The sequence below is a fragment of the Thermoanaerobacterium sp. R66 genome (assembly GCF_028895185.1).
In the GTDB taxonomy this organism is placed as follows: Bacteria; Bacillota; Thermoanaerobacteria; order Thermoanaerobacterales; family Thermoanaerobacteraceae; genus Thermoanaerobacterium.
The window spans coordinates 2208006-2232591 of the sequence record NZ_JAEUWW010000001.1 but is presented as its reverse complement, the minus strand read 5'-3'; the positions used below and the strand labels follow the sequence as shown (position 1 = coordinate 2232591).

Annotated in this window: 27 protein-coding genes and 1 riboswitch; of the genes, 2 read left to right on the top strand and 25 right to left on the bottom strand. The window is 34.0% G+C overall.

Going from position 1 to position 24586, the window contains the following annotated elements; translation table 11 throughout:
* Window positions 1-293 precede the first annotated feature (293 nt).
* The 9 genes from JJQ93_RS13045 to JJQ93_RS11145 form a co-directional block, all read right to left on the bottom strand.
* On the bottom strand, window positions 294-446 hold the full coding sequence (locus JJQ93_RS13045) for a Clo7bot family Cys-rich peptide (RefSeq protein ID WP_083761118.1): 153 nt from the start codon (window positions 444-446) through the stop codon (window positions 294-296).
* 15 nt (window positions 447-461) lie between these two features.
* A complete protein-coding gene (locus JJQ93_RS13040) occupies window positions 462-596 on the bottom strand; it encodes a Clo7bot family Cys-rich peptide (RefSeq protein WP_350494227.1) in 135 nt (44 codons plus the stop codon).
* 66 nt (window positions 597-662) lie between these two features.
* Entirely contained in the window at window positions 663-773 is a 111-nt protein-coding gene (locus JJQ93_RS11170; RefSeq protein ID WP_083761116.1) for a Clo7bot family Cys-rich peptide, read from the bottom strand.
* A complete protein-coding gene (locus JJQ93_RS13035; RefSeq protein WP_350494226.1) occupies window positions 770-931 on the bottom strand; it encodes a Clo7bot family Cys-rich peptide in 162 nt (53 codons plus the stop codon). The genes JJQ93_RS11170 and JJQ93_RS13035 overlap by 4 nt, the downstream gene beginning before the upstream one ends.
* A 42-nt stretch (window positions 932-973) precedes the next feature.
* The gene (locus JJQ93_RS11165; protein WP_274893821.1) at window positions 974-1648 is read right to left on the bottom strand and encodes a DUF4097 family beta strand repeat-containing protein; all 675 of its coding nucleotides are present in this window, start codon (window positions 1646-1648) and stop codon (window positions 974-976) included.
* Window positions 1649-2116: 468 nt separating this feature from the next.
* Window positions 2117-2896, bottom strand: a complete 780-nt coding sequence (locus JJQ93_RS11160; protein WP_274893820.1) for a LuxR C-terminal-related transcriptional regulator — start codon at window positions 2894-2896, stop codon at window positions 2117-2119.
* Window positions 2897-3219: 323 nt separating this feature from the next.
* Window positions 3220-3708 (bottom strand): DUF3108 domain-containing protein, encoded by a 489-nt coding sequence (locus tag JJQ93_RS11155; protein ID WP_274893818.1) that lies wholly within the window; start codon window positions 3706-3708, stop codon window positions 3220-3222.
* A gap of 73 nt (window positions 3709-3781) precedes the next feature.
* On the bottom strand, window positions 3782-4135 hold the full coding sequence (locus JJQ93_RS11150; protein WP_274893817.1) for a hypothetical protein: 354 nt from the start codon (window positions 4133-4135) through the stop codon (window positions 3782-3784).
* A 973-nt stretch (window positions 4136-5108) separates the two neighbouring features.
* Window positions 5109-5615 carry a ferritin-like domain-containing protein gene (locus JJQ93_RS11145; RefSeq protein WP_094045635.1) on the bottom strand — a complete coding sequence of 169 codons (507 nt, stop codon included), beginning with the start codon at window positions 5613-5615 and terminating at the stop codon, window positions 5109-5111.
* 195 nt (window positions 5616-5810) lie between these two features.
* Between JJQ93_RS11145 and JJQ93_RS11140 the strand changes: the two genes are divergently transcribed.
* Window positions 5811-6176, top strand: a complete 366-nt coding sequence (locus JJQ93_RS11140) for a CBO0543 family protein (protein ID WP_231292697.1) — start codon at window positions 5811-5813, stop codon at window positions 6174-6176.
* Here the strand turns inward: JJQ93_RS11140 and JJQ93_RS11135 are convergent.
* The 6 genes from JJQ93_RS11135 to JJQ93_RS11110 form a co-directional block, all read right to left on the bottom strand.
* Entirely contained in the window at window positions 6173-6715 is a 543-nt protein-coding gene (locus JJQ93_RS11135; protein ID WP_015310764.1) for a phosphatase PAP2 family protein, read from the bottom strand. The genes JJQ93_RS11140 and JJQ93_RS11135 overlap by 4 nt on opposite strands.
* Before the next feature lie 14 nt (window positions 6716-6729).
* Complete coding sequence (locus JJQ93_RS11130) at window positions 6730-7845, bottom strand: MGDG synthase family glycosyltransferase (RefSeq protein WP_274893815.1); 1116 nt, start codon at window positions 7843-7845, stop codon at window positions 6730-6732.
* A 205-nt stretch (window positions 7846-8050) separates the two neighbouring features.
* Window positions 8051-8689, bottom strand: coding sequence for an energy-coupled thiamine transporter ThiT (gene thiT, locus JJQ93_RS11125; RefSeq protein WP_274893814.1), 639 nt, complete (start codon window positions 8687-8689; stop codon window positions 8051-8053).
* Between the two features lie 57 nt (window positions 8690-8746).
* Window positions 8747-8845: riboswitch (TPP riboswitch) on the bottom strand.
* A gap of 35 nt (window positions 8846-8880) precedes the next feature.
* Complete coding sequence (locus tag JJQ93_RS11120) at window positions 8881-9348, bottom strand: methylated-DNA--[protein]-cysteine S-methyltransferase (protein WP_014757714.1); 468 nt, start codon at window positions 9346-9348, stop codon at window positions 8881-8883.
* 24 nt (window positions 9349-9372) lie between these two features.
* Window positions 9373-9618 (bottom strand): hypothetical protein, encoded by a 246-nt coding sequence (locus tag JJQ93_RS11115; protein ID WP_274894095.1) that lies wholly within the window; start codon window positions 9616-9618, stop codon window positions 9373-9375.
* A 137-nt stretch (window positions 9619-9755) separates the two neighbouring features.
* A complete protein-coding gene (locus JJQ93_RS11110) occupies window positions 9756-10895 on the bottom strand; it encodes an aldo/keto reductase (RefSeq protein ID WP_274893812.1) in 1140 nt (379 codons plus the stop codon).
* 149 nt (window positions 10896-11044) lie between these two features.
* On the opposite strand from JJQ93_RS11110, the gene ltaE reads away from it, so the two are divergent.
* Entirely contained in the window at window positions 11045-12082 is a 1038-nt protein-coding gene (gene ltaE / locus JJQ93_RS11105) for a low-specificity L-threonine aldolase (RefSeq protein ID WP_274893811.1), read from the top strand.
* Window positions 12083-12084: 2 nt separating this feature from the next.
* Here ltaE and JJQ93_RS11100 read toward each other — a convergent pair whose 3' ends face one another.
* From JJQ93_RS11100 to argS, 10 genes are all read right to left on the bottom strand, one after another.
* The gene (locus tag JJQ93_RS11100; RefSeq protein WP_274893810.1) at window positions 12085-13950 is read right to left on the bottom strand and encodes an APC family permease; all 1866 of its coding nucleotides are present in this window, start codon (window positions 13948-13950) and stop codon (window positions 12085-12087) included.
* Window positions 13951-14038: 88 nt separating this feature from the next.
* Window positions 14039-14701 (bottom strand): beta/alpha barrel domain-containing protein, encoded by a 663-nt coding sequence (locus JJQ93_RS11095; RefSeq protein ID WP_284700707.1) that lies wholly within the window; start codon window positions 14699-14701, stop codon window positions 14039-14041.
* Window positions 14702-14769: 68 nt separating this feature from the next.
* Window positions 14770-15414: a response regulator transcription factor gene (locus tag JJQ93_RS11090; protein ID WP_014757707.1), complete on the bottom strand. Its 645-nt coding sequence runs from the start codon at window positions 15412-15414 to the stop codon at window positions 14770-14772.
* Window positions 15415-16524, bottom strand: coding sequence for a sensor histidine kinase (locus JJQ93_RS11085; RefSeq protein WP_274893809.1), 1110 nt, complete (start codon window positions 16522-16524; stop codon window positions 15415-15417).
* Window positions 16525-16610: 86 nt separating this feature from the next.
* The gene (locus tag JJQ93_RS11080) at window positions 16611-17753 is read right to left on the bottom strand and encodes an ABC transporter permease (RefSeq protein WP_274893808.1); all 1143 of its coding nucleotides are present in this window, start codon (window positions 17751-17753) and stop codon (window positions 16611-16613) included.
* A 2-nt stretch (window positions 17754-17755) separates the two neighbouring features.
* The gene (locus JJQ93_RS11075; protein ID WP_274893807.1) at window positions 17756-18877 is read right to left on the bottom strand and encodes an ABC transporter permease; all 1122 of its coding nucleotides are present in this window, start codon (window positions 18875-18877) and stop codon (window positions 17756-17758) included.
* A 12-nt stretch (window positions 18878-18889) separates the two neighbouring features.
* A complete protein-coding gene (locus tag JJQ93_RS11070) occupies window positions 18890-19825 on the bottom strand; it encodes an ABC transporter ATP-binding protein (RefSeq protein ID WP_274893806.1) in 936 nt (311 codons plus the stop codon).
* A 602-nt stretch (window positions 19826-20427) separates the two neighbouring features.
* Window positions 20428-21069 (bottom strand): MBL fold metallo-hydrolase, encoded by a 642-nt coding sequence (locus JJQ93_RS11065; RefSeq protein WP_274893805.1) that lies wholly within the window; start codon window positions 21067-21069, stop codon window positions 20428-20430.
* Window positions 21070-21105: 36 nt separating this feature from the next.
* Window positions 21106-22857, bottom strand: coding sequence for a MutS-related protein (locus tag JJQ93_RS11060; RefSeq protein ID WP_274893804.1), 1752 nt, complete (start codon window positions 22855-22857; stop codon window positions 21106-21108).
* Window positions 22858-22897: 40 nt separating this feature from the next.
* On the bottom strand, window positions 22898-24586 hold the full coding sequence (gene argS, locus JJQ93_RS11055) for an arginine--tRNA ligase (protein WP_274893803.1): 1689 nt from the start codon (window positions 24584-24586) through the stop codon (window positions 22898-22900).

Genomic DNA, 24586 nt, shown 5'->3' with positions numbered 1-24586 from the left:
ATCTCGTTGAAACTGCTGACTGTGTTAGGACAAACACAGCACAGTTTAAAGACTATTACAACAAGAAATATCGCGGGTACCTCAACACCAACATAAACGTGCCCGCGTCTTAACTACCAGAAGACTAATCCATCTAAACTTTGCAATGCTCACGAAAGGTCAAATATATCAAAAAAGAGGTGTTGCTATTATTTAAATACTTTTTTGCCAAAAATCAATAAGGATTTTTGTAATGTTTACCTAATAAATAGTGCTATCTTATTGAACAATAAAATATTTTGAATAATAAAATATTAAAAAATTACTGCACCACAAAAAGCTGAACATTTAGAAGAACAAGGTGTATTTACTTTGCATTCGTTACATAGCGGAGTACAATTACTACAATCCGAACAATAACAATATGATACTATTATTTTACTTTCGGGTTTAACGATATACCTCATTGCACTTCACCTCCCTTAAGCATAATAAATTTTATCTGAACATGGTACATAACGTCCGCATTTGCTGTCACATTTATCGCAATTATCGCATTGATTGCAATAACAATACCTAACTTTCAAGGCATTTGATGGTCTAATGATAAACCTCATAAAAATCTCCCCTTACAATGCAACTTTAATAATTTAAAGTCCGTTTTATTTCCTTTTAGATATTAATTAACCGAAAACATCGCATCTTGAACCACATCTATCTCCACATCTTGTACAATTGTTGCAAAGGCAGTAACCCTTCGTGTTTATTTTAGTAGGCTTAACTATAAATTTCATTTATCGTTCACCTCCATATCTCCAGCATCATTCACTACGCAATCAACTAAACAAACTCTGCCGCAATTATTCGTACATACGTTCCCACATGATTTTCCAAAGCACCAAATACAATAACCCCTCGTTATTTCCTTAATTGGTTTGATAATATATTTCATTTTCCACCATCTCCTTAATATTCCATTTTTTAATATTTATCATTAGAATTTATTCAACTTTATATCCCCTAATCCAGTTCTTACAGTTACAACAACTTTTGCATTATTGTCTGACTCAAAATCACATTTGTGATTGTTTGCAACAGCATCAATCTTACATTTTGAGTTTTTTGGTATTGATAAATTGATGTCTCCCAAGTCACTCTTAACATATAATTCTGTAACATTTTCAATGTTGGCTAATTTAGCTTTTACATCTCCTATATCACTTTCAATTTTACTATTCAGCATTGGCTCAATCCCAGTTACTTTGATTTCTCCAACGCCTGTTTTTAAATAAAAACGAGCCCTTATATCTTTTACCTCTATATCTCCAACTCCAGTTTCACAAGTAACATTTTTTATCTCTTTAGGTATTTCAATATGATAATCAATAGAAATATCTCCTTTATAATTATCTCTTTTCCACTCCCAAAATTCTTTGTCATCTATTTTTGCATTAATTGAAAGAGTATTGTTCTCTACTGAAAACGAAAATGATATCCTATTACACACATCTTGAGCATAACTTTTATCCTGACCACTGACTTTTTTTGTAATATATACCTTTACTTCCGAATCATTTGATGGAATACATATGATTTCGCCTACGCCATTGTATATTTTTATCTTTTCAATCCCGGAAAGTTGTTTTGAAATTTGTTTTGTTTCTTTCACATGATAACTCATCCAATTTACTCCATTACACGCAGTAAAGATTATTAAAATTAAAATTAATATAAATAGTAAAACTACCGGAAAGAATCTCATTTTACATTCTCCCCTCAGTTTAATAACATATAATATTTTCATTTCTATCAATTGGATAAAGAAAAAGCATTAATTGTTTAAACATAACTATTTTTTTCTCCTTTTAAAAACTTTCTGCATTATATTCAATACAATTAGAATCTGCCGTAAAATTTCCCCTGCATCATTGAAGCTATAACACACATCACAATTAATTCCTTTATGGGTACCAACTTTATTTTTTATATACTTGCATTTTATTCCAGTATACTATCCCCTAACTCAACTAATTTTTTATTCATTTTTATTTTATAATGTATTTTTTCCAATGTCTACTATATCTTTGTATAGTTTTGGCGAAAAAATAAAAAAACTATACAAAAGTATAGTCCAAATTTAATCTATCAAATTAAGCTTAATAGCTCTTGCAATCGCCTCTTGAAAGCTTTTTACTCGCAATTTTTTAATAATTTCTTTTTTATGATACTTTACTGTAGCTAGTTTTAGTCCAAGTTCCATCGATATGGCTAATTCTGTGTACCCTTTTGCACATCTTTTTATTATTTCAATCTGCTTATCTGTCAATTTTTCAAGGTCTTCCTGTGATTTTAAATCCATTTCTCTTTTATACTCGTTGACAATTTTATATGCTAATAAATCTATAAATCCCATCATCTCATCTGCCATATTGTGTTTTATTGTTGATATGTCTAAATAGCCTACTGTATCATTATCAATATAAAGGGGCATGGCTATACAGTACCATTGTTTGAAAATATCACAATAATGCTCTTCCGCCTTTAAGTAAATTAGCTGCTTTAATTTCATAACAAGTGAAATGGCATTTGTCCCACAGCTTTCCTCCTTAAAAGAGGCTCCTCTCCTAATAGCTGAGTCAGTAATAACTTTTTCGTATATTTTCCCGTTATATAAAACATCTAAAAGGTATCCTTCACTATCTACAAGCAAAAAAATATATCTATTTTTCCATTGTCCGCGTACCTTATTAACACATTTTCTAAAAACTTCTATGAGTTTTTTATTCTCTTGTAATTTCCTTTTCAATTCCTCTTCTTCTAAAGATATTAATGGAGCAACTATCAATTTTGTAAGCCCTATTTCCAAACACTTTTTATAAGAAAAAAGTATTTCATTAGACTTTATATCTTCTGCCAAGATCTCACCTCACTTTAATTCATCCTTTCAAATATAAAGTCTGCAAAAAGTAAAAACATGCCGATTCCAAAACCATCATAAAGAATCTGTTCAAAAACATTTTATTTATAATATTCAACCTTTTTAGGCTTATACACAAGTTTCCCATTTTCATACTGATACAAAAGCCTATTTTCATCATCTGAATACCAGACATACTGCTTTGATGGACCTGCTTTTAATTCAACTTTAAAGCATTCTACTTCTCCATAGGTACAGTAACTTTCTCTTTAGACACAACTTTATTTGGAATAGGTGCTATCTGAGCAGTTTAAGCTATTGCATCATATATTGTAAACTCTGCTCCTACTTGAAAAGGGATATGCCCTCATAATCATAAGAAGGGAGTCATTGTCATAATAATATTTAGGAAGTTTAACAGTTAGATTCTGCTCCCCTTTGGAAGTTTCAGCCTTTATATTCCACTTATCCTTATATTTAGTCTCTATCATTATATCCCCTTGTGGTGACATTACATTGTAATAAGAACTCACAGGCATTAAAGTATCAGGCTTAACTGTAGTACCGGTATTCAGCTGTGTTGAGTAAATCTTTGTAATAGACGATATCTCATAAGTATTTGTACTTTGAGACTTTTCAATTGTAAATTCCGCTGTGCCTACCAGTTTGTCAGTTTCAAAAATGTCATAGGTAAGTCTCTGATAATCTCCCCAAGGAATCCTGTCAATCTTCATAGGCTTTGCATTCTGTGAATACCCTGTAAGGATGAACAAAGTAAAAATTATAACTGGCATTAAAAATCTTTTAACCATACTTAAGCTCTCCTTTCCCTCTTAATAGCATTTTTATAAAGAAAATAAAGCAAAATATAGCCTAACAGTGTACTTAAAACACAAATACTACATAAATAAGAACGGAGCGCAAAACAGGATAATATTGAAAAAACATTGCAAAGTTATCAATAAACATGCGATAAAGCATTGCAACAGCAAAATATATTAAGAGACTAACAAATTTTTTATCAAAAACATACCTGCTAAAGCCTATTCCTATTATCCCTCCCATAATTCCGTGCATTTGAATAGCAAAAAATCTTTCAAAAACATAAACAAAACCGACAAATGTTCCTACAAGAAACTGCATTCCGAAAACTCTACCATATTGAGGATTATAAAGCAAAAACATCAAAGACATCGCTTCGCCTATACCATAAGCAAGCCCTGTATATGTAAAAATCACTGTAGAATATTTTAAATCTTTAAATTGTACCATCATATTCTTATCAAGAAAGTATACTACAACTAAAACAGCTATAATTTGGATAATTCTTCCCAAAAAGCATTATCTGCCTACACAACTGTAAGCACATACCACAATGAAGTGTTTAAACTTAAAAGATACATTTCCCAGTGTTTTCTCAATAAAAATACTATTTGAAATAAAAAACCAGAAATGAACAAATACACCTATATTCTGTTTTTTTATATGTATATCTCCCTTTCTCAGTGCTATAAATAAGAAGGAAAATACTATAATTACATCAACAAGTACCATTACAAAAAACATTCAAAGTACCCCTATCTTATCGTTTTTATTTTCTGCAACCATAATTTTATACTTTGTGTAAGACAATAAAGTTATTAAACAAGAAATTTTTTACATAATACTATAAATTCTACAAAATTTCCTAAAATCCTTCTTTTATTTCCAATCCGCAGCAAAATTTAACATAGTTTTAAACATCTCTATCAGGTTGCCTTCTCACAGTTCTAACTATTTATAATTAGAAAGGGTAATATTTTTGTATAAAAATAATACAATTTTTATAAAACTTTGAAAAACAAAAATAAAATACACCCAAGATTTAGACAAAAGTCTAATATTCAAGGGTGCATTTTTTATTGATAGAATTGAATAAAAAATATCATTTGAATATCTTGCGTATATAGTTAAATATCCCCGAACCCACAACATGTGTCAATTTTACAAAGATTATTATAAAACTTAAAATCAAAACACTTCCTACAATAACAGTTAACATAACAGCACCTCATATATTTTTTATTTAAATCAATTTTATATTTCACAATAAAACTTTTCAACTGTGTGCTAATAAATCCCATAATAAATCTAAATCTTTCATAAAATGCGCTGAGTGGTCTTCAAAATTTCAATCTTAGCTTTGTAAAACTTTAGATTAATTTTCTTAATACTATATCGCTTTTATCATATTGCTTAGATCTATGAAGTGCTTTATCTCTTCATTTAATAATGTGATTGCAACTTTTTTAGTAGAATCAAACTTAGCATCTTTGACTATCTCATCATAAAATATTATGGAATCTTTCTCTGCCCTTATTGCTAATTCTATGGCATCTTCATATGTATTTATTTTTTTCAGCACCTCATTTACTGAATCTTTTGATGGAAATACAGATGTCTTGTACAACATCGTCAAATAAATAGACGCTTCGATATCAAAATATGCACTGTCGTCTCCTTTCTTCTCATCCAAAAGTTTTCTATACAATTCTTCAAATTTCGATTTGTGCATCAGCTCTTCTCTTGCCATCTCATCAAAAAACTCTTTTATTTTTTTATCATTGGAGAATTTTTCTGAAGCCATAGTGTAAAATTCATAGCCTCTATCTTCTATGTCAATAGCAAGGCTTACAACTTCAAGATCTGTTAAATATTTTTTCTCTATTTCGCTTGACATAACAACACCTCTTCGAAAATTATTATTTCCTACAAATAATTTTATCAATACAAAATTTTCTAGTCAATCAAATTTATATATAGATGAATAAAATTTCTGATTAAAGGCAAAACAAATTAAGGTGATGTTATGTGGTATATTGTTTTTTCCATTTTTACAATTATATTAACAATTTTTTTAATCGATAAAAGAAAAATGAATATATTAATACCTGCATATTTTCTTTCATCAACTGTAGGTTATACATTAGATATGATTTTTGACGTGACATTAAAATACTACTATTACGTCGAACCACCTATTCCAAATGGAATATTATCATTTCTAATGGAAACATTAATAGGGCCACCATACGGAATGATTTTTATACAGTACCTTCCGAAGAATAGAAAAAGTTATATTTTATATCTGATTGTTTGGACTTTATTGCTAACCGCTATTGAAGCAGTATTCCATATAAAAGGGCTTTTGATCTACAATAGATGGAATTATTTCTATTCAATTATCACATATGTTTTTACATTGGCGGCTTTAACAGTGCAGAATAAATACTTGTCCTAAAGAATCGGCAGCATTAGTCCATATATATGAGTAATATATGAAAATAGTATACCCATTGTAGAACCTATTATGACGTCTGAAGGGTAGTGCAAGCCCATGTATATCCTAGAGAGGCTTACCAAAACCGCTAAGCTTACAAAAACAATAGTCAAATCAGGAAAGAAAAAAGAGAATGAAACTGCTAAAGAAAAAATAGCTGTTGCATGACCTGATGGAAAAGAGTAATCTCTAAGCAAATATTTAAATGTATTAGCTTCAGGTAATACCATATAAGGTCTAGGCCTAGTGCAAAGCCTTTTTAAAATCTGCACAACCAGATGACTGCTGGTCAACGTGGTAAGTGCTTGAACAGCAGAAATTTTAACGCTATTTTTCCCGAATAAAATCAGCAATAGGCAAGACAATATCGTAAAATACGGCCCACCAATATGAGTTATCTTTGGCATAATTTTATCAAGAGCTTTGCACTTTATCCTTTCATTAAGAAGATAAAATACGTTTCTGTCCTCCGTAATAATCAATTTCTTAACTCCCGACACGAAATGAAACCTCCTTACACCCTTATAGCATCCTTTTTTATATTGTTTATAACAATGTAACATACTTTGTCTGCAGAATGATATATGCCAATCTCTCCCATTCGCTCTTTCATTTCATTTAACTTTTTGCTATCTCCTAACAAATCTATTATCTTCTTATCCAGCTTTTCTATATCCTTGATTCTTAAGGCAATCCTCTTCTTAAGCAAATATTCAAGGTTACGCTCTTCTTGACCTGGAATAGGATCAAAAATAATCATAGGCAACTTTTTAGTTATCGCTTCTGTGACAGTTAGGCCACCACTTTTTGTTACAAGCACATCAGCCGCTTCCATAAATTCATGTACATTATCCACATGTCCATATACACTTACATTATCATCAGCAATTTCCTCAATTTTGGCTTTTAAATTTTTATTCAATCCACATATTACAGCAATCTGTAAATCTTTATGGCTTTGTATGACATTAACAGCCTTTTTAATATTTCCAAGTCCAAGCCCACCACCCATTACAAGTATAAATGGCTTATCTACAACAAATCCTAATTTTTGCCTCACCTCAAATTTATCTTTCTTAACATAAAACTCCTCATCAATAGGTATTCCCGTAACATATATTTTATCATCAGAAACACCCATCAAATTCATCTGACTTTTCATCTCTTGAGAACCGACAAAATACCCGTCTATCTGGTGATGTATCCAATACGCATGGACATCATAATCAGTCAATATAGCGAATATTGGAATATTTAGATCTCTCTTTATATGAGACAGAATAGAGCAAGAAAACGGATGGGTGCATATTACAGCGTTAGGCTTTAAGTTTAATACGTAATCTTTTATAAATGTATAAACGGATATGCCTACCAGCTTATTTATGCGCCTTTCTATCTTGTCCCTTTCCATCTCATAGAGATAACCCCATAATTCAGGTGTCAATTTTAATGTCTTTAGGTAAATTCGAGTCGTCAAATACGAAAGACTGGGAAACTTCTCTCCAAGTGGATTTTCTACAAACACTTCAACATTATCTCTTTTTTCAAATGCTTTTTTTAATGCCATTGCAGTCCTTTTATGCCCAGTCCCTATATCTTCATAAAGTATTAAAATCTTTATTTTATCCATTTTAAAGACCCTCGCAATCACTATATTGATTATCTCATCCAAAAATTAAATTTGGATTAAAGTTTAATTAAAAATGCGTTAAAATAGTGTTATCAATATAGTTTATTTTCATTTGCTATCTAATATTATACCATCAAAATCAATTTATTGTATAAGATTTATTAAAACCCTCTTCCGTTAAGAAGAGGGTTTTAATAAATCTTTTTTAAGCTAAAGCTTTTTTCTTTATTATCTCAATTGCATTTCTCACTTGTGGAATAATAGAAACCATAAAGCAAATTAAAACCTCCACACCTACTAGTATCCCATTTACAAGAAGTGAATAGACGACAGGATTCATGCCTTTAGGTGCATAGCTGGCGAAGAAAAAGACACCTGATAGAAAATGTGAGAAAAACCTGCCAAAACCACCAACTAAAACGCCAAAGCTTAAGTTTTTCTTAAAAAACCCTGCAAGCCCTAAGGCTCCAAATGCTAATGGATAATCCAAGAGAAGCTGTATCCAATGCACAACATAAGGATCTTGTATTAGCTGAAGCATTCCATAAGCCATTCCCACCGCTATGCCTGGACCTGCTCCATAATAATATGCAAAGACAAACAGCGGAAGCATGCTGGCTGGCGTTATAGAGCCACCTTGAGGCCAATGGTAAAACCTTATATACGACAAGACAAATGATATAGCTATTGCTAATCCGCCATACACAAGCATCTTTGCGTTAAATTTCACGCTATTTCTCAGGATGTAAAACAAAAACACAGCAAATAAAATCGCGATGATGATGGAAAGTGTGGCAGGCTTTATCTTTGTGAAATCTGAAAAAATGCTTACAATGTAGGACATGAAAATAACCTCCTTTTGAGGCTATGTACCGCTTAAAACAAAAAAACCGCACACTGATGCGGTCTTTTGCCGCATTCCCTTCGTAGGCATTAACCTAATCAGGTTCTAGGGGTTTGGCATCTGCCATCTCAGCTAAAAGCACCCCCAGCGGACATAGTCTGTTTATTAATTTATACTATATTATAATGAAATTACTTTTTAAATGCAATACCTTCATGTTGAAGCAACAATGATTTTACATTAAGTCCTCCTGCAAAGCCTTTTAACGTCATATCCGAGCCGATGACCCTATGACACGGTATGATAATCGGGATCGGATTTTTATTAAGGGCATTTCCTACAGCCCTTGATGCATTTGGCTTTCCTATTCTCCTTGCGATCTCACCGTATGTAGCGTAAAAACCATACGGTATCTTCATAAGCTCTCGCCAAACAGATTTTTGAAAGTCTGTCCCCTGTAAGTCTAACTTTACATTAAATTCTTTCAAGCGACCTTCAAAGTACAATCTAAGCTGTTCTTTGCAATCTGCAATAAGCGAATTTGTACCCATTAAACATTGTAAATGTTCTTCATTGGGAAAATCTATCCTCGTTATGCCATCTTCGCTTGAATATATTCTTAGCGTTCCAATGGGTGTATCTAAGTCATCCCGCAGCACATTACCACATCCTGATACATTTTGCTATTTAACGATAACTTCTTCGACTTCATCTTCAACTTCAAAATCTTCATTAGATTCATAAGAAGACTCACTTGATTCTGACTTGCCTGAAGCTGCTATTTTTGCTAAGCTTTTTTCTATTGAATCAATCTTTTTCATCTTTTTCATTGTATAAACTATGTAAAATACCAAAAAGATAACTGAAACAATCGGTGTTGCTAATGCTACAAAGTACTGCAGAAATAGCATAAATCCGCTTTGAACCATCCTTGACACTCCCTTCTAAATAAGATATTCACTATTTATTATTTCACAAGTAAACCGTCAAAGCAAGTATTATAAAAAATATTATAAAAAGTAAAGCCATATTGGTGAAACTTAGGTTTCATCAATATGGCTTATTTTTAAACTGCTTCTTTAAAATATCTTCTTACATCCTTTAAATATTCAATTATCGTCAAGTGCTGAGGACACTTAGTCTCGCACTCTCCGCACTCTATGCAAGAACTTGCTTTTCCTTCATTTAAGCTATTATAATTTCTAAGTGCTTCATTGTAGTTATTGTACATGTGGGCTTCATTGTATATGGCAAAATTCTTGGGTATATTCACACCGTTTGGACACGGCATACAATAATTGCAGGCAGTGCATCCTACAGGCGAAAGCTTATTATAAGTTTCTCTTACCTTATCCACAAGTTTTACCTCATCATCAGTTAAGCCATTCGCTTTTGATCTTGAAGCACTTTCTATATTTTGTTTCACTTGCTCCATCGTGCTCATTCCACTTAATACAAGCGATACCTCTGGATGGTTCCAAACCCATTGCAAAGCCCATTCTGCAGGTGTCCTTTTTACACTTGCACTATTCCAAAGCTCTTTTATAGCTTGTGGCGGATCACCAGCCAACTTTCCTCCTCTTATAGGCTCCATGACAATTACAGCTAAACCTTTTGATGCGGCATATTTAAGCCCTTTTAAGCCTGCTTGGTTTTCTATATCCATGTAGTTGTACTGTATCTGGCAAAAATCCCAATTATCATAATCATCGATTATGTTTTTAAATACATCGTACTCATCATGGAAAGAAAAACCTATGAATTTGACTTTGCCTTCCCTTTTAACTTTTTCCATCCAGCTAAACACATCAAGCCTTTTGTACTTTTCCCACCTGTCTTTATCCAATGCATGGAGAAGGTAGAAATCTATGTAGTCAACATCCAGCTTTTTCAGTTGTTCATTTAAATATTTATCCATGTCTTCCTTTTCATTAATGAGCCATGACGGAAGTTTCGTGGCTAAATACGTCTTTTCCCTGTATCCGTCTTTCAAAGCTTTGCCTACCACGATTTCGCTTTGTCCATTGTGATATGGATATGCAGTGTCAACATAGTTAACGCCATTATCAATGGCATATCTTATCATTTTTATGGCTTCTTTTTCATCAATCTTGCTGTTGTCTCCGCCTATTATAGGCAATCTCATTGCGCCAAAACCAAGTGCTGAAACTTTAACACCTGTATTGCCAAACTCTCTGTACTGCATACAACCCCTCCGTATCTCAAATTTTAAATTTCTTATTTGATTATAGCACCATTGCTTTAAATAACAAAATCCACAAAACTCCGCCTATTGCTTTAGTTTTTCAACAATGTTAATCTTAAATTAATCTAATAGATTGGAGGTAATATTACATGGAATACATAGATTTAAGAAGCGACACAGTCACGCTGCCAACTCAAGAAATGAGAGATGCAATGTATAAAGCTTTAGTAGGCGATGACGTTTATGGCGAAGACCCTACAGTCAAAGAACTTGAAGAAATGGCTGCAGATATCATGGGAAAAGAAGATGCAATGTTTGTGACAAGCGGAACACAAGGCAACCAGGTATCTGTCATGACACATACCCATCATGGAGATGAAATAATACTGGAAGAAAAATGCCATATAATTACGTACGAAGTAGGCGGTATAGGATACCTATCGGGAGTTCAAGCTAAAACCATAAGTGGAATAAACGGCATCATGGATCCAAAAGATGTTTTGAGCTCCATTAGAACAGATGATATCCATTTTCCAAAGACAAGTCTTATATGCCTGGAAAATACTCACAATAGGGCAGGTGGTACAGTAATACCTTTAAGCAATATGAAAGAAATCTATGAAATCGCAAAAGCACACAATATACCTGTTCATTTAGACGGGGCAAGGATTTTTAATGCAGCCACATACCTAAATGTGGACGTAAAAGAAATATCAAGATACGCTGACAGCGTAATGTTTTGTCTGTCAAAAGGACTTTGCGCACCTGTAGGATCTATTGTGGCAGGCAGCAAAGAGTTCATCAAAAAGGCCAGAAAGTACCGCAAAATGTTAGGAGGCGGTTTAAGGCAAGCAGGAATTTTAGCTGCAGCAGGAATTGTTGCACTTGAAAAAATGACAAAAAGATTAGCTGAAGACCACGAAAATGCAAGGCTTTTAGCAGAAGGCTTAAACAACATAAAAGGCATAAATGTAGACATGTCAACAGTGCAGACAAATATCGTCATGTCTGACATATCTGCAACAGGTCTTACAGGAGCACAATTATCCTCAAAACTTTTAGATTATGGGATTAAGGTAAACGGCGGCAACGACTACACTGTAAGATTTGTAACACATTATTACATCAAAAAAGACCATATTGACAAAGTCCTTCACGCCATAAGTGCAATATTAAAAGAGCAATAATCTTATTGCTCTTTTTTGCATTTATCTTCAATATCATCGTCATCGTGAAGTTGCAGTGGCATGGTCGCAACCACAATGTGCTTATGCTTTAAAAGTTCCTTTTCTATATAAACCCTCGTCTTATTGTGAAGAATGTTGTGCCACCTTTTCCTGACTACAAACTGCGGCAATATTACTGTTATCATGTCTCCTTTTTTGTAATTGTACTCCTCAGACTCTATAAATTTAAGAAGCGGTTCAACAATTCTCCTAAATGGCGAATATTTGACAATGAGCGGTATGTCTGTATTTAGCATGGCATACCTCTTTTTTATCTTTTCACCGCTTTCTTCATCTATTGACACGTTAAAAGCAATGACATGCTCTGAGATCGTCCTGGCATACCTTAATGCTCTGATACTGGCCTTATTGATGCTCTCTATTGGCACTATTACCCTATTGCGATAATGATTTTCTGAGATCTTTATGCACTGAAGATCCTCAGGGCTTACTCTAAGCTGCACAGCCACAGCCCTGTAATGCTTATTTATCTTAAGCATCATAAATACCAAAACAGGTATAACTATTATCACAATCCAAGCGCCTTCTCTAAACTTAGTTATCCCGACAATTACGACAACTAATGCCGTAACAATAGCACCTGTACCATTTATAATTGCCTTTATAACCCAATTTTTGCTTCTCGTCGTTATCCATCTCTTTGCCATGCCTGTCTGCGATAAAGTAAATGATATGAATACGCCAATTGCATAAAGTCCTATTAAGGAAGTGACATTGGCCCTGAATGCCACAATAAGAACAGTAGCCAAAACTGAAAGCAATATTATGCCGTTTGAATAGCTTAATCTGTCACCTCTTTTGTTAAGCTGCCTCGGCATGTGTCCTTCCTTTGCCATTATTGCAAGTAAAAGAGGAAATCCTGAATAAGCAGTATTAGATGCCATTACCAATATTATAAATGTCGTTGCTGTAATGTAGTAGAACATGAAGCCTCTGCCAAATATTTCGTTTGCTAATTGTATGATTACAGCTTTGTCACCTGCAGTAATGTGATACATGCTTATAAGGACAGATATGCCGCCAAATGAAATTAAGACAATAGAAGATAGCAAAATCAAGACGGTTACAGCTTTTTTCACTGATGGTTCTTTAAAATTCGGCACCGCATTGCTTACAGCTTCAACACCTGTCAAAGCAGAACATCCATTTGAAAAAGCTCTTAAAAGCAAGAACAGTGTAACTGGTTCAACAGCTTTTAAAGGTGTGGTAGGAGGCACATATCCTCCTTTTATCTTTACAATACCCGCAATAAGCATCGCAACTATGCCAAAAACAAAAGCATACGTAGGAACACCAAAAATTCTGGATGATTCACGTATACCTCTCAAATTACCTATCATTAAAATCAAGACAATCGCGATACATATAAGTATTGAGTAAGGCCTCAAAAATAAAAATGCAGATGTTATCTGATCAACACCTGATGACACACTAACTGCCACTGTTAAAATATAGTCGACAGACAGTGCAGCACCAGCTACTACTCCTGCTATTTTCCCTAAGTTGTCAGATGCGACTATGTAGGCGCCTCCTCCATTTGGATAATTTTCTATCGTCTGTATATAAGAAAAAGTTAATATCAATAATAGACTGATAATGGCAGCAGAAATATAAAGCAGGTTTTTATACGCCATAAAGCCTATTGCAGGCAGCAAAACTAATAAGATTTCCTCGCCGGCATAAGCCACAGAAGAAATCGCATCGCTGGACAGTATAGGAAGTCCCCATATTACGCCGTATTTCTCGTTTTTAATAGCCTTATTTGTCAGTGGTCTACCTATTAAAGCCCTCTTAAGTCTATTAAACATCATAACGCCTCCGCTTATTAATAATAACCTATTATAAATCATTATTAATTATTTATCAATATCAATTTATTTATATATTTTACTATTTTTACTGCCTTTCCTCTCTGTATTTATCCATTACGTGTGAAAATATCTCCGCATTTGTTGGGGGTGTGTACGAAATAGCATTTGCACCAGCTTCTATCGTCTCCATTATTGTCTCATCTGTAGGCCCTCCTGTGGCAATTATCGGTATATTGGGGCAAATGTCTCTCACTCTTTTCACAATCTGCGGCGTTTTTTTTGCGCCTGAAATATTTAAAATCGTTGCCCCTGCATCTACGCGGCCTTTTATGTCTTCATTTTCTGAGACGATGGTGACTATTATCGGTATGTCGATCGTAGCTCTTATTTTTTTGATTATATCATTTGCGGTAGGTGCATTGACGACGACTCCCATAGCACCTTGGAATTCTGCATCAAGTGCTAAATTGACTACCCTCTTGCCTTGTGTAAGTCCACCGCCAACACCGCTAAACACAGGAATGTCTGACGCCATAATTATAGCATGTGTGATGACAGGCTGCGGTGTAAAAGGATAAACTGCTAATATGGCATTTGCATTTGTGTTTCTTATTATAGCTATGTCTGTAGTAAAAAGTATGGACTTTATCACTTTTCCATGTATTTTTATACCCGAAACATTTTGTATGACCTCTGGAACTCTGACCATCTTCTGCCTCAAAGGAGACACTATCTCCGGAATGAACATATTGTCCACACATATCACCTCCAAAATTAAGTTTTAAAAGCATATTGTAGTATACCACAACTTCGATGTCATTTAAACTGATTTTTTTCTTTTCCATTTAAGTAATAAATGGCTATCTGCGTCCTATGCTGAAGGGATGTCTTATCAAGTATAGACGATATATAGTTTTTCACGGTTCCTTCTGAAATAAAAAGTTTATCAGCAATTTCTTTGTTGGAAAGTCCTTTCGATATAAGATCCATTATTTCTATCTCTCTTTTCGTGAACATCGACATGTCGATTTTTGAACCGTCACGCTTGCGAATCCCTTCTTTAATCTTGTCAAGAACTACATCCTGTATGACCGAATTGCCTTCGTAGACCATTTTTATGGCATTCTTTATGTTTTCGGGAGAATTATTCTTCAAAAGATATCCTTTTGCGCCGCTTCTTATGGCATCTACTATGTATTCATCGTCGTCAAATGTAGTGAGTATCAAAACCTTCGTCTTTGTACGACTGCATATTTCGTAAGATGCCTGCACACCGTTCATTATAGGCATTCTAACGTCTATCAATGCAACATCTACTTTGTGATTTAAACAGTAGTTTAAAGCTTTTAGTCCATCGTCAACGCAAGACACTACTTCAAAGTCTTTATCCATTTCCAATATGATTTTAAGACTTTCTCTAATAAGAGAGTCATCGTCGGCAATAATTATCTTAATCGGCATTCAACATCCCTCCAATGGAAGCAAAAATATCACCGAAAATCCATTTGAACCATCTATAATGACTTTTCCTCCAACGCTTTCGCATCTCTCCTCAATGCCTTTAAGTCCAAGTCCTTTTCTTACAACATCAGTGCCAACGCCATTATCTTTCATTTCCACTTTAATAAATTTATTAAGCACGTCAATGGTTAAAGAAACTTTAGTGGCTTTTGAATATTTCATGGCGTTTGTCAACAATTCCTTTACATTTTCCATTATGATATTCCACTGTGAATATGTAATCTTATCAATAATACCAGTGTATTTTAAATTTGCAGAAATATGAGTCTTTAATGCAAAATCATCCAAAACAAGCTTCAATCTGTTAAGCCCCATCTGTTCTGGTGGTGGTTTTATCTCCCTTAATGCAATTCTTATGCTTTCAAGTCCATTTCGCAATGTGTCTATGGTGCTTTGGATCATCTTTTTCGCATCATCTTTGTTTCTATCCATTAGAAGCTTCGAAGCTTCCAACTGCATCAAACTTCCTGATATTGTATGCCCAATATCATCGTGGATTCTCTGTGACAGCTTATTTCTTTCTTCTAACTGTGTAGTGTATTTAAGCTGCCTTTCATACTCTTCATTTTTATCTATTCTTATGTATAAATCCTGTACTTTCCACCTTAATTCATCGTTTCTCTTTTTTAAGCTTTCTAACTTGTCGTATGACATTTTGCTGAGAAATAATATAAGGTACGACATCAACAATGTAATAATATATTCTGGCATCAATTCACTTTTAATAAATATCATAACTGAGAGCGAAACGACAAGGCTAAACAAATACGTAGTCAATCCCGAAAATATCTCATAAATATTAAGTGGAACTAAAAACACAAAAAAGCCGCTGACATAATTATAGGAAAACATCAATAAGCCAATGGATAGAAACAACATAAGCTTTTTTATCATCTTTCCATTTGTTAAATAATACGCCATATTGATACAAATGTATAGAAGAATGAAAGCAACAAACTCTGCCGGATATGTAGCCACATCTGTGTATATGTATTTTACAATAATGTATAAAATAATGATTAATTTTGTTGCAATAATCCACATTTCCATAAAAATATCTCCTTGATAGACTAATTATATTTTATCCCAAAATGATTATATTTGCACTATAAAAAAATAAGGCTTAAAGCCTTAAATTACACAAAATCTGCCATTTTATTAGACATCTTCATTTTATACGATGCAATCAGTATAAAAGTTAAAGCGAATGCCAGCAATATAAAAATATTCAGCAATACATCACTACTGGACGTGGCACCTTCTATTTTTGTTATGGCGTCAATAGCCCATCTTTGCGGCATAAAATATGAAACCTTTTGGAAAATCTTCGGCATGACTTCAATAGGCCAAAAAGCGCCTCCCAACATACAGCTTGGAGTTATTATCAATGTCGATAATCCTCCAGATTGAGCAGTAGAATCGCTAAATGCTACGATAAGCATACTAAGCCCTATAGCAGATATCCCAAACGCAACAAGAATTACAAATATTTCTAAAAAAGATTTGTCAAAAGGAAGCTTCAGAAACACAGCCAAAAGCAGCATGATAAGCCCTATCTGAAACAAAGTCACTATCATATTCACTATGAAGTTGCTTGATGCATATACTATAGATTTGACAGGTGCAGCGCATATCCTGGAGTAAGTTTTATCTCGTTTTTCCTGCAGCATAAGCTCTGCTATCCTGCTCGTTCCCATCATCAAAAACATTATAAACATACCTACGCTGCGTGTCATTATGTCGTTGATCACGCTTTTGTCTTTAACTGTGTATTCTCCTAATTTTATCAATGCATTTTTTTCGTATTCTTGGTACATTTTATAAAAAGTGCTGCTATCGCCATTAGAAGAAATCGACAGGTATTTTAAATTGCTGATGTATTCATCGACATAATTTTTTACGGCTAAGGCGACCTCTTTGCCTTTGATAGACACGATTTGAACTTTTAAAGGTTTATCTTCAATTATATTTTTGCTGAAATCTTTCGGAAATATAATCGCAAAATCGATATTTCCTTTTGTAACGTATTTATCCAAATTGCTTTTATCAATATTGACAACTTTGAACTTTTGAGAATCTTTAAACGAGTTTACTAAGTCTTTTGATAATATGCCTGTGTCGTTGTTTATGACTCCAATCGTTAATTTTGAACTGCCGGACAGATTCAACGTCAAAACTACAAAAGGTATTAAAACCGACAACAGTATATAAATCAAATTCCCTTTTCTCCTGAAAAACAATTTTAAAGTATTCTTTACGAGAAGAAAAACGTTTCTCACGATTAGAAAGCCTCCTTTCGAAACAAATAAGCGGCTAAAAACACGAAAACAAAGGCACATGCCAAATTAATGACTATCGCTGCTAATACGTCATTGTAACTATTGGCAAAAGCCACATTTAATATGGCTGAATTCGTCCATTTTATTGGTGATATGTTGGACAGATTTTTAAATAAGGCTTCCGCAGCATCTACCGAAAAATAAGAACCACCCAAAAATGCTATAAAAGGAATTATTGCATTGACAATACCTGAAGCAACGCCGCTGTTTTTAAATAAAAACCCGAGGCAGATTCCAAGACTTATAGAAAATATAATCTCACTTATTATTATCAACGTGATTGTGTATATATCATTTCCCCAATAAGCTTTAAGTATAAACCTGCTGTACAGAAAAACTAAAATTGACTGCAAAAAAACTGATAGCGATGAACCTAAAATTTTTCCCAATAATATCTCATGCTTTTTAGCAAGGGTTGTAAGCAATCTATTGCCTGTATTTCTCACTCTCTCACTGTTTATAGAGTAAATGCCGCTTATAGAGCCATAAAGTATGATTAACGTCAACATGGTGATTGAATAGTAATCGTAAGAAGACGGCTGTCTTACACTATTTAACGACACTATTTCCGTAAAGTCGTAATTGTCACTTACATTTATTTTTGATAATGATTGTGGATTTTCCTTTGCTACGACAGCAACAACATTAAATCTGTCAACAAAAGTTTTGAGAATCGTCTCAACAATGTTTGTATCAACAAAGTCTCTGTCGTTTTTGTAAAATACTATATTATTTCCTCTTAAGACAATGTAACCCGCACAATTATACTTTACATTTCTAACATCGTTTATGCCACTGGCTATTTCTTTTACCTCATGAAACCTTATCCCCAACTTCTCACAGCTATCCACAAAATTATTAAATCCTTTCGATAGCTCTTTGCTTCCGTTATCTGTGTATTCTACGCTGATATTGCTTATCTTGTGATCGCTATTAAATGTATTTGAAAAAGCAAAACCTAATATGGTCATAAGGACTATGGGAAATAAAACCATGAATACCATAGCTTTCTTGCTTCTAAAATTTTCCTTTATTTCTCTCAATGCGATTTTTAATACTCTCATGATCAATCCACCTTAATCTCTTAATTTTCTACCTGTAAGCGTCAGAAACACCGTTTCTAAATCAGGCGTCTGCGTCTCAATGTTTTTGATAGCTATGCCATCAGACGTAAAGTAGTGAATTATCTTGTCAAGATTGCTGACATCCCTATAGCTTACAATTTTTACCGTATTTTCATCTATATCAATGCTTTTTACTCCGTTAATAGCTTTAAGTTTGTTTTCATCTATATTCGCCACTGAAGTGACAGTTATCATAACCGTATTCGTATCTGTAATGATTGATTTAAGTTCTTCTTTAGTGCCCTCGGCAATTATCTTTCCATGATCGATTATGGAGATTTTCGTGCATATGGCTTCAACTTCCTCCATGTAATGGCTTGTGTATATTACAGTGCTTCCCATCTCATTTAGCTTTTTCACAGATTCTAAAATATGATTTCTTGATTGAGGATCTATGCCGACTGTAGGTTCATCCAATATTATTATCTTCGGCTTATGCGCTATCGCACATGCTATATTAAGTCGCCTTTTCATTCCTCCCGAAAATTTATTTGCCAGCCAATTTGCTTTGTCTTGTAGACCTACGAATTCCAACGCCATGTCAACACTTTCTTTAAGTTCCCTGCCTTTAAGTCCGTAAAGACTTGCAAAAAAGCTTACATTTTCGTATGCGGACAGTTCTCCATAGATAGCAATATCCTGTGGCACAACGCCAATATTCATTTTAGCGAAATCAGGCTCTCTTTTTATGTCCCTCTCCATCACATAGACTTTTCCGCTGTCCATCTTCAAAAGCCCGCATATTATATTTATAGCTGTACTTTTACCGGCACCATTTGGACCTAAAAAGCCGTAAATCTCTCCTTCTTCAATTTCAAGATTTACATTGTCAAGTGCCACTAAGTCCCCAAATCTTTTGGTCAATCTTTCAAATTTCACAGCTTTCATAAACATTCTCCTTTATTTGAATCTTACGTTTAAATCATATAACAAAAATTGATCTTTATTAAGTACAAAAAGTCACTACTTGTATATGACTTTTGTCACAAAAAAAGAGACGGCGATAACCGTCTCCATGATTATATATAAAAAGGCTCGCAATGATCTTCGCTTCAGCCTATATAAATCTTTGCACACCTGTATTAAATCAAACCTTATGACTTAATACAAGCATCTCAAAACCTATATAGACCTTTGCTCGACCATTATAAATACCTTAGAAACCTAATATAATCTTTCGACTATATTAGACCTCCAGCCTAAGTACAACATTAAGCTATACATCTGGCCTGCGGAACTTATAATGATCTTAGCTCGACTATAATACATCTCTTTTAACCTTATATTAATCTCTATGACTAATATAAAGCCTTACAAGACATATTACAGTCTGCCCGCCGACTGATATTGGGCCATTAGATCCAATATCAATCTTTGGCCGATCATCTAAGAACTTTCGTCCTTAGATGATCTTGGCTCAACCATTGCGAACCTTACGATATTATATTGTCCCGATTACGACATAATATACTTAAAAGCATGTGGTAAATTTAGGAATTTTTATAATTCAAAGCGATTACTTCTTTTCTGCCTTCTAAATAATTTTTGTCAATTTCGATTTCATTGGATTGAATCTTTTGTCCGCCTGTCATCTTCAAGAAATTATCCTCTGTTTCAATTGGAAAATCAACGTTGCTTGTCCTATAGTGCATCGCAATGGTCAACTTTGGCTTAAGCTGTTCAACTACTTTTACCGCTTGCCTGTCATCAATCGTGTAATACCCGCCAATCGGCACCATCAATACATCTATATCTCCTATGTCTTTTATCATATCGTCTGTAAGTATATGTCCAAGATCTCCTGCATGGCACACCTTTATGCCATCAACTTCGATCACGAATATAATGTTTTTGCCCCTTTTAGCCCCATGCTCGTCATCGTGAAACACGCTTACTCCTTTTATATGAACACCTTTCACATCGTGCTCACCAGGAGTATTTACGATCTTATAATCTCCTTTTACGGCTTTAAAGTAATTGTGGTCAAAATGAGAATGGGATGATGTCACAATATCGGCTTCTGTTTCAGGCAGCGGGTATCCTACAGTCTTATCAAACGGATCTGTCACTACGCTTATGCCATTTTCTGACACTATTTTAAAGCAGGAATGTCCAAAATACCTTATTTTCACATTAACACCTCCTATGCCATATTATAACACATTATCCTATCCTATATTAACATCATTGGCACGATTCATAGCTTTATCATAAATCTCATCTGGATAGCCTAATAACCTCAATATCTTTATAGCGTTTCTGCTTTTTGATGGCCCTTTTTGTAAAAGATAATTAAATCGCACATCATTATCATCTACTTCTTCTTCAAAATGGTAATTATCGTACATATCTTTTACAAGATTTGTTAGCTCCATGTCATGAGTCGCAGCTACAACAAAGCAATTTTTGCATGCAAGATATTTGAGGACTTCGCAAGCTGCACTTACTCTTTCTGCCGTATTAGTTCCTCTAAAGATTTCATCCAGTATGCATAAGACTGGCACTTCTCCCCCTGTAACATCAATTATCCTTTTTAAAGATTTTGCTTCAATCATAAAATAGCTATCACCGCCAATTATATTGTCCAATGTCCCAATAGATGTCATTACATTAAAAAAACTTGATGAATAATCTTTTGCAAGGACAGTATAAAATGTCTGAGCAAATATGGCATTTATACCTACTGTCTTTAAAAATGTCGATTTGCCCGACGCATTTGAACCTGTCAACAATACACCTCTGCCTGCAACCTCTAATGAATTAGGTACGGGATCTCTCAACAATGGATGGTATATATCGACTGCTTTAAAATGATATGCCAGATCTTTATCTAATACGGGTTTTGCATAATACTTCAAACTACTTTTGTATGAAGCCAAAGCTATATACGCATCCAACTTTCCAAGTTCAACATATACAGTAAGCAAATCATCTTTATATTTGTTAATCAAATTGATCGATCTATAGAAACTTTTTACTTCTACAAGAAACAAAACATTTATAAATGTAAAAATTCCTGTAGGATCACCACCTGATGAAGCTCTTTCAAAATTTTCTATCCATTTTATATTATTATAGATCTTCTTTACCTTAATAAAAGCAGATTTCAATGTGGATAAATCATAAATCTGTCCTTTATCCCCCATCTTTATTATCTCATTTGCAGATTTTAAAATTTTTGACATATATTCAAAGACGATTATACCTTCCAACAGTTTGTTTTTAGTATTTGTATAAATCATTCCATTTATCATAACAAGTCCAATTATCAAAAGTATCCCAAACGCATGTGTAAAAGCAATAATGATTGGAGACAAAACAACTAATATAGATAACATTTGTAAAATATAATATGTGGAAATCGGATTTTGATTTATTTTTATTCCTTGCATTAGATAGTTCAAAATATCCACTTCGTATTTTTTGCCAATCCTATGCAATCGGCACTGCACAGACATGGCATAATCTTTATTTTCCATAAATCCTTCAATTACAGCATCCCGCTTTTTTAATTCTCCATCATCAAGCAAAGGAGATTTCAAAAGCGAATATAAACATTGTTGTCCTGCAATTGACATTGTATGATCAAGTTTTCCAAAGATAAAATCCATATCAAGATCATTCCAAGTGATATCATCTACATCCATTTTATGAATTTCATCCTTTTTTATTTCATCCCAAAGCCTTCGTATTGATTCAAAGTTTCGTTTTTCTTCTCTTTCAATTCCCCAGTTTTTTTCTATTTCTTCTTTTATCTTTTTCCTAATCTTATTTTGCTGGACTCTATTCACAATTATCATGATGGCAATGCCTACAAAAGGCATTATAAAGAATAAATGATTCACTTGAAAACCTAATAATAGTCCACCGCCAATAAGAACGACATATAAAAGTTCTAAAATAAATTCTACGCCTTTCATAAATACTCCTCCATAAAAATATTAGGCGGATAATCCGCCTTTACATTTTCTCTGGTGCCGTTATCTTCAGCATGTCAAGCACATTCTTTATTACAATTCTTGTAGCATCGATTAAAACTATCCTTGCTTTCATCAGTTCTTCATCAACACCTCTCACCCTGCAGCTATTGTAAAAAGTGTGAAACAGTGATGCTACGTCGAGTATATACCGCGTGATTCTGTGAGGAGCCATGGTATTTGCTGCTATTGTAATTTCCTCAGGCAGATATGCCAGTTTTTTAATCAAACTAATCTCTGTATCTTCACTCAACAATTTTAAGTTGACTTCTTTTAAATTATCTGTATCAATGCCATCTTCTTTTAATTGCCTTAATATAGAACATATTCTGGCATGGGCGTATTGAACGTAAAAAACTGGATTTTCATTTGACTGCTCTTTAGCTAAGTCCATATCAAAGTCAACAGCACTGTCGGCTGAACGCATGTTAAAGAAAAATCTTGCAGCATCTTTGCCAACTTCATCTATCAAATCTCTCAGCGTCACCATTTTGCCTGTCCTTTTGGACATCCTCACTACTTCTTTGCCCTTCATAAGCCTTACAAGCTGCATCAAAAGCACATCAAGCTTATCAGGGTCAATGCCCAGTGCTTTCATAGCACCTTTCATCGGTGCTACATGTCCATGATGATCGGCACCCCATATATCAATGACCCAATCAAAGCCACGCGTTACAAATTTATTCTTGTGGTACGCTATATCAGATGCTAAATATGTGGGAAAACCATTAGCCCTTACTAATACGTCGTCTTTTTCAGCTCCAAAAAGCGTCTCTTTAAACCAAAGAGCACCGTCTTTTTCATACGTATAACCTTTTTCCTTAAGTTCGTTTATGACTGATTCTACCTCACCGCTTTCATGCAGTGTGTTTTCAGAAAACCATACGTCATATTTTATTCCGTATGCTTCAAGGTCCTCTTTAAGTTTATCTATGTTCTTTTTAAGGCCATACTGTATTAATGCCTTTCTCCTTTCTTCAGGATCTGCATCCTTATACTTATCACCGTATAATTCTAAAAATTCTTTTGCCCTTTCAATTATATCGTCACCGTGATAACCGCCCTCAGGTACTTCTGCATCTTCACCCAATAATTGCAAATAGCGTGCTTCCAATGATATGCCAAATTTTTCTATCTGATTGCCAGCATCGTTTATGTAAAACTCTCTCGTAACGTCGTATCCTGCATAGTCCAATATAGACGACAAGGCATCGCCTAATGCACCACCTCTGGCATTTCCCATGTGCATAGGTCCAGTTGGATTTGCTGATACAAATTCTACTTGCACTCTTTTACCATTTCCAATATTCACTCTGCCGTAATCTATGCCCTTCTTTTTAATAAGCAACAATGCTTCGACTTTATAATCATCATTTAGGTAGAAGTTCATAAATCCAGGACCGGCTATTTCTACTTTTTCAATCAAAGTCCCTTCAAGCTTAAGTCCATCTTTAATTATCTCAGCGATCTTTCTTGGCGGCATCTTTGCAGATTTAGCCATTATCATGGCTGTGTTTATAGCCAAATCTCCAAATTGTTTTTCTTTAGGCTCTTCTATTTCTACAGATGGAATTTCTTCAACATTTAAAAGACCATTCTTTTTTGCTTCCTCTATAGAGTTTATCACCATTTCAGTTATCTGATTTTTTACCTTTTGTACAATATTATCCAA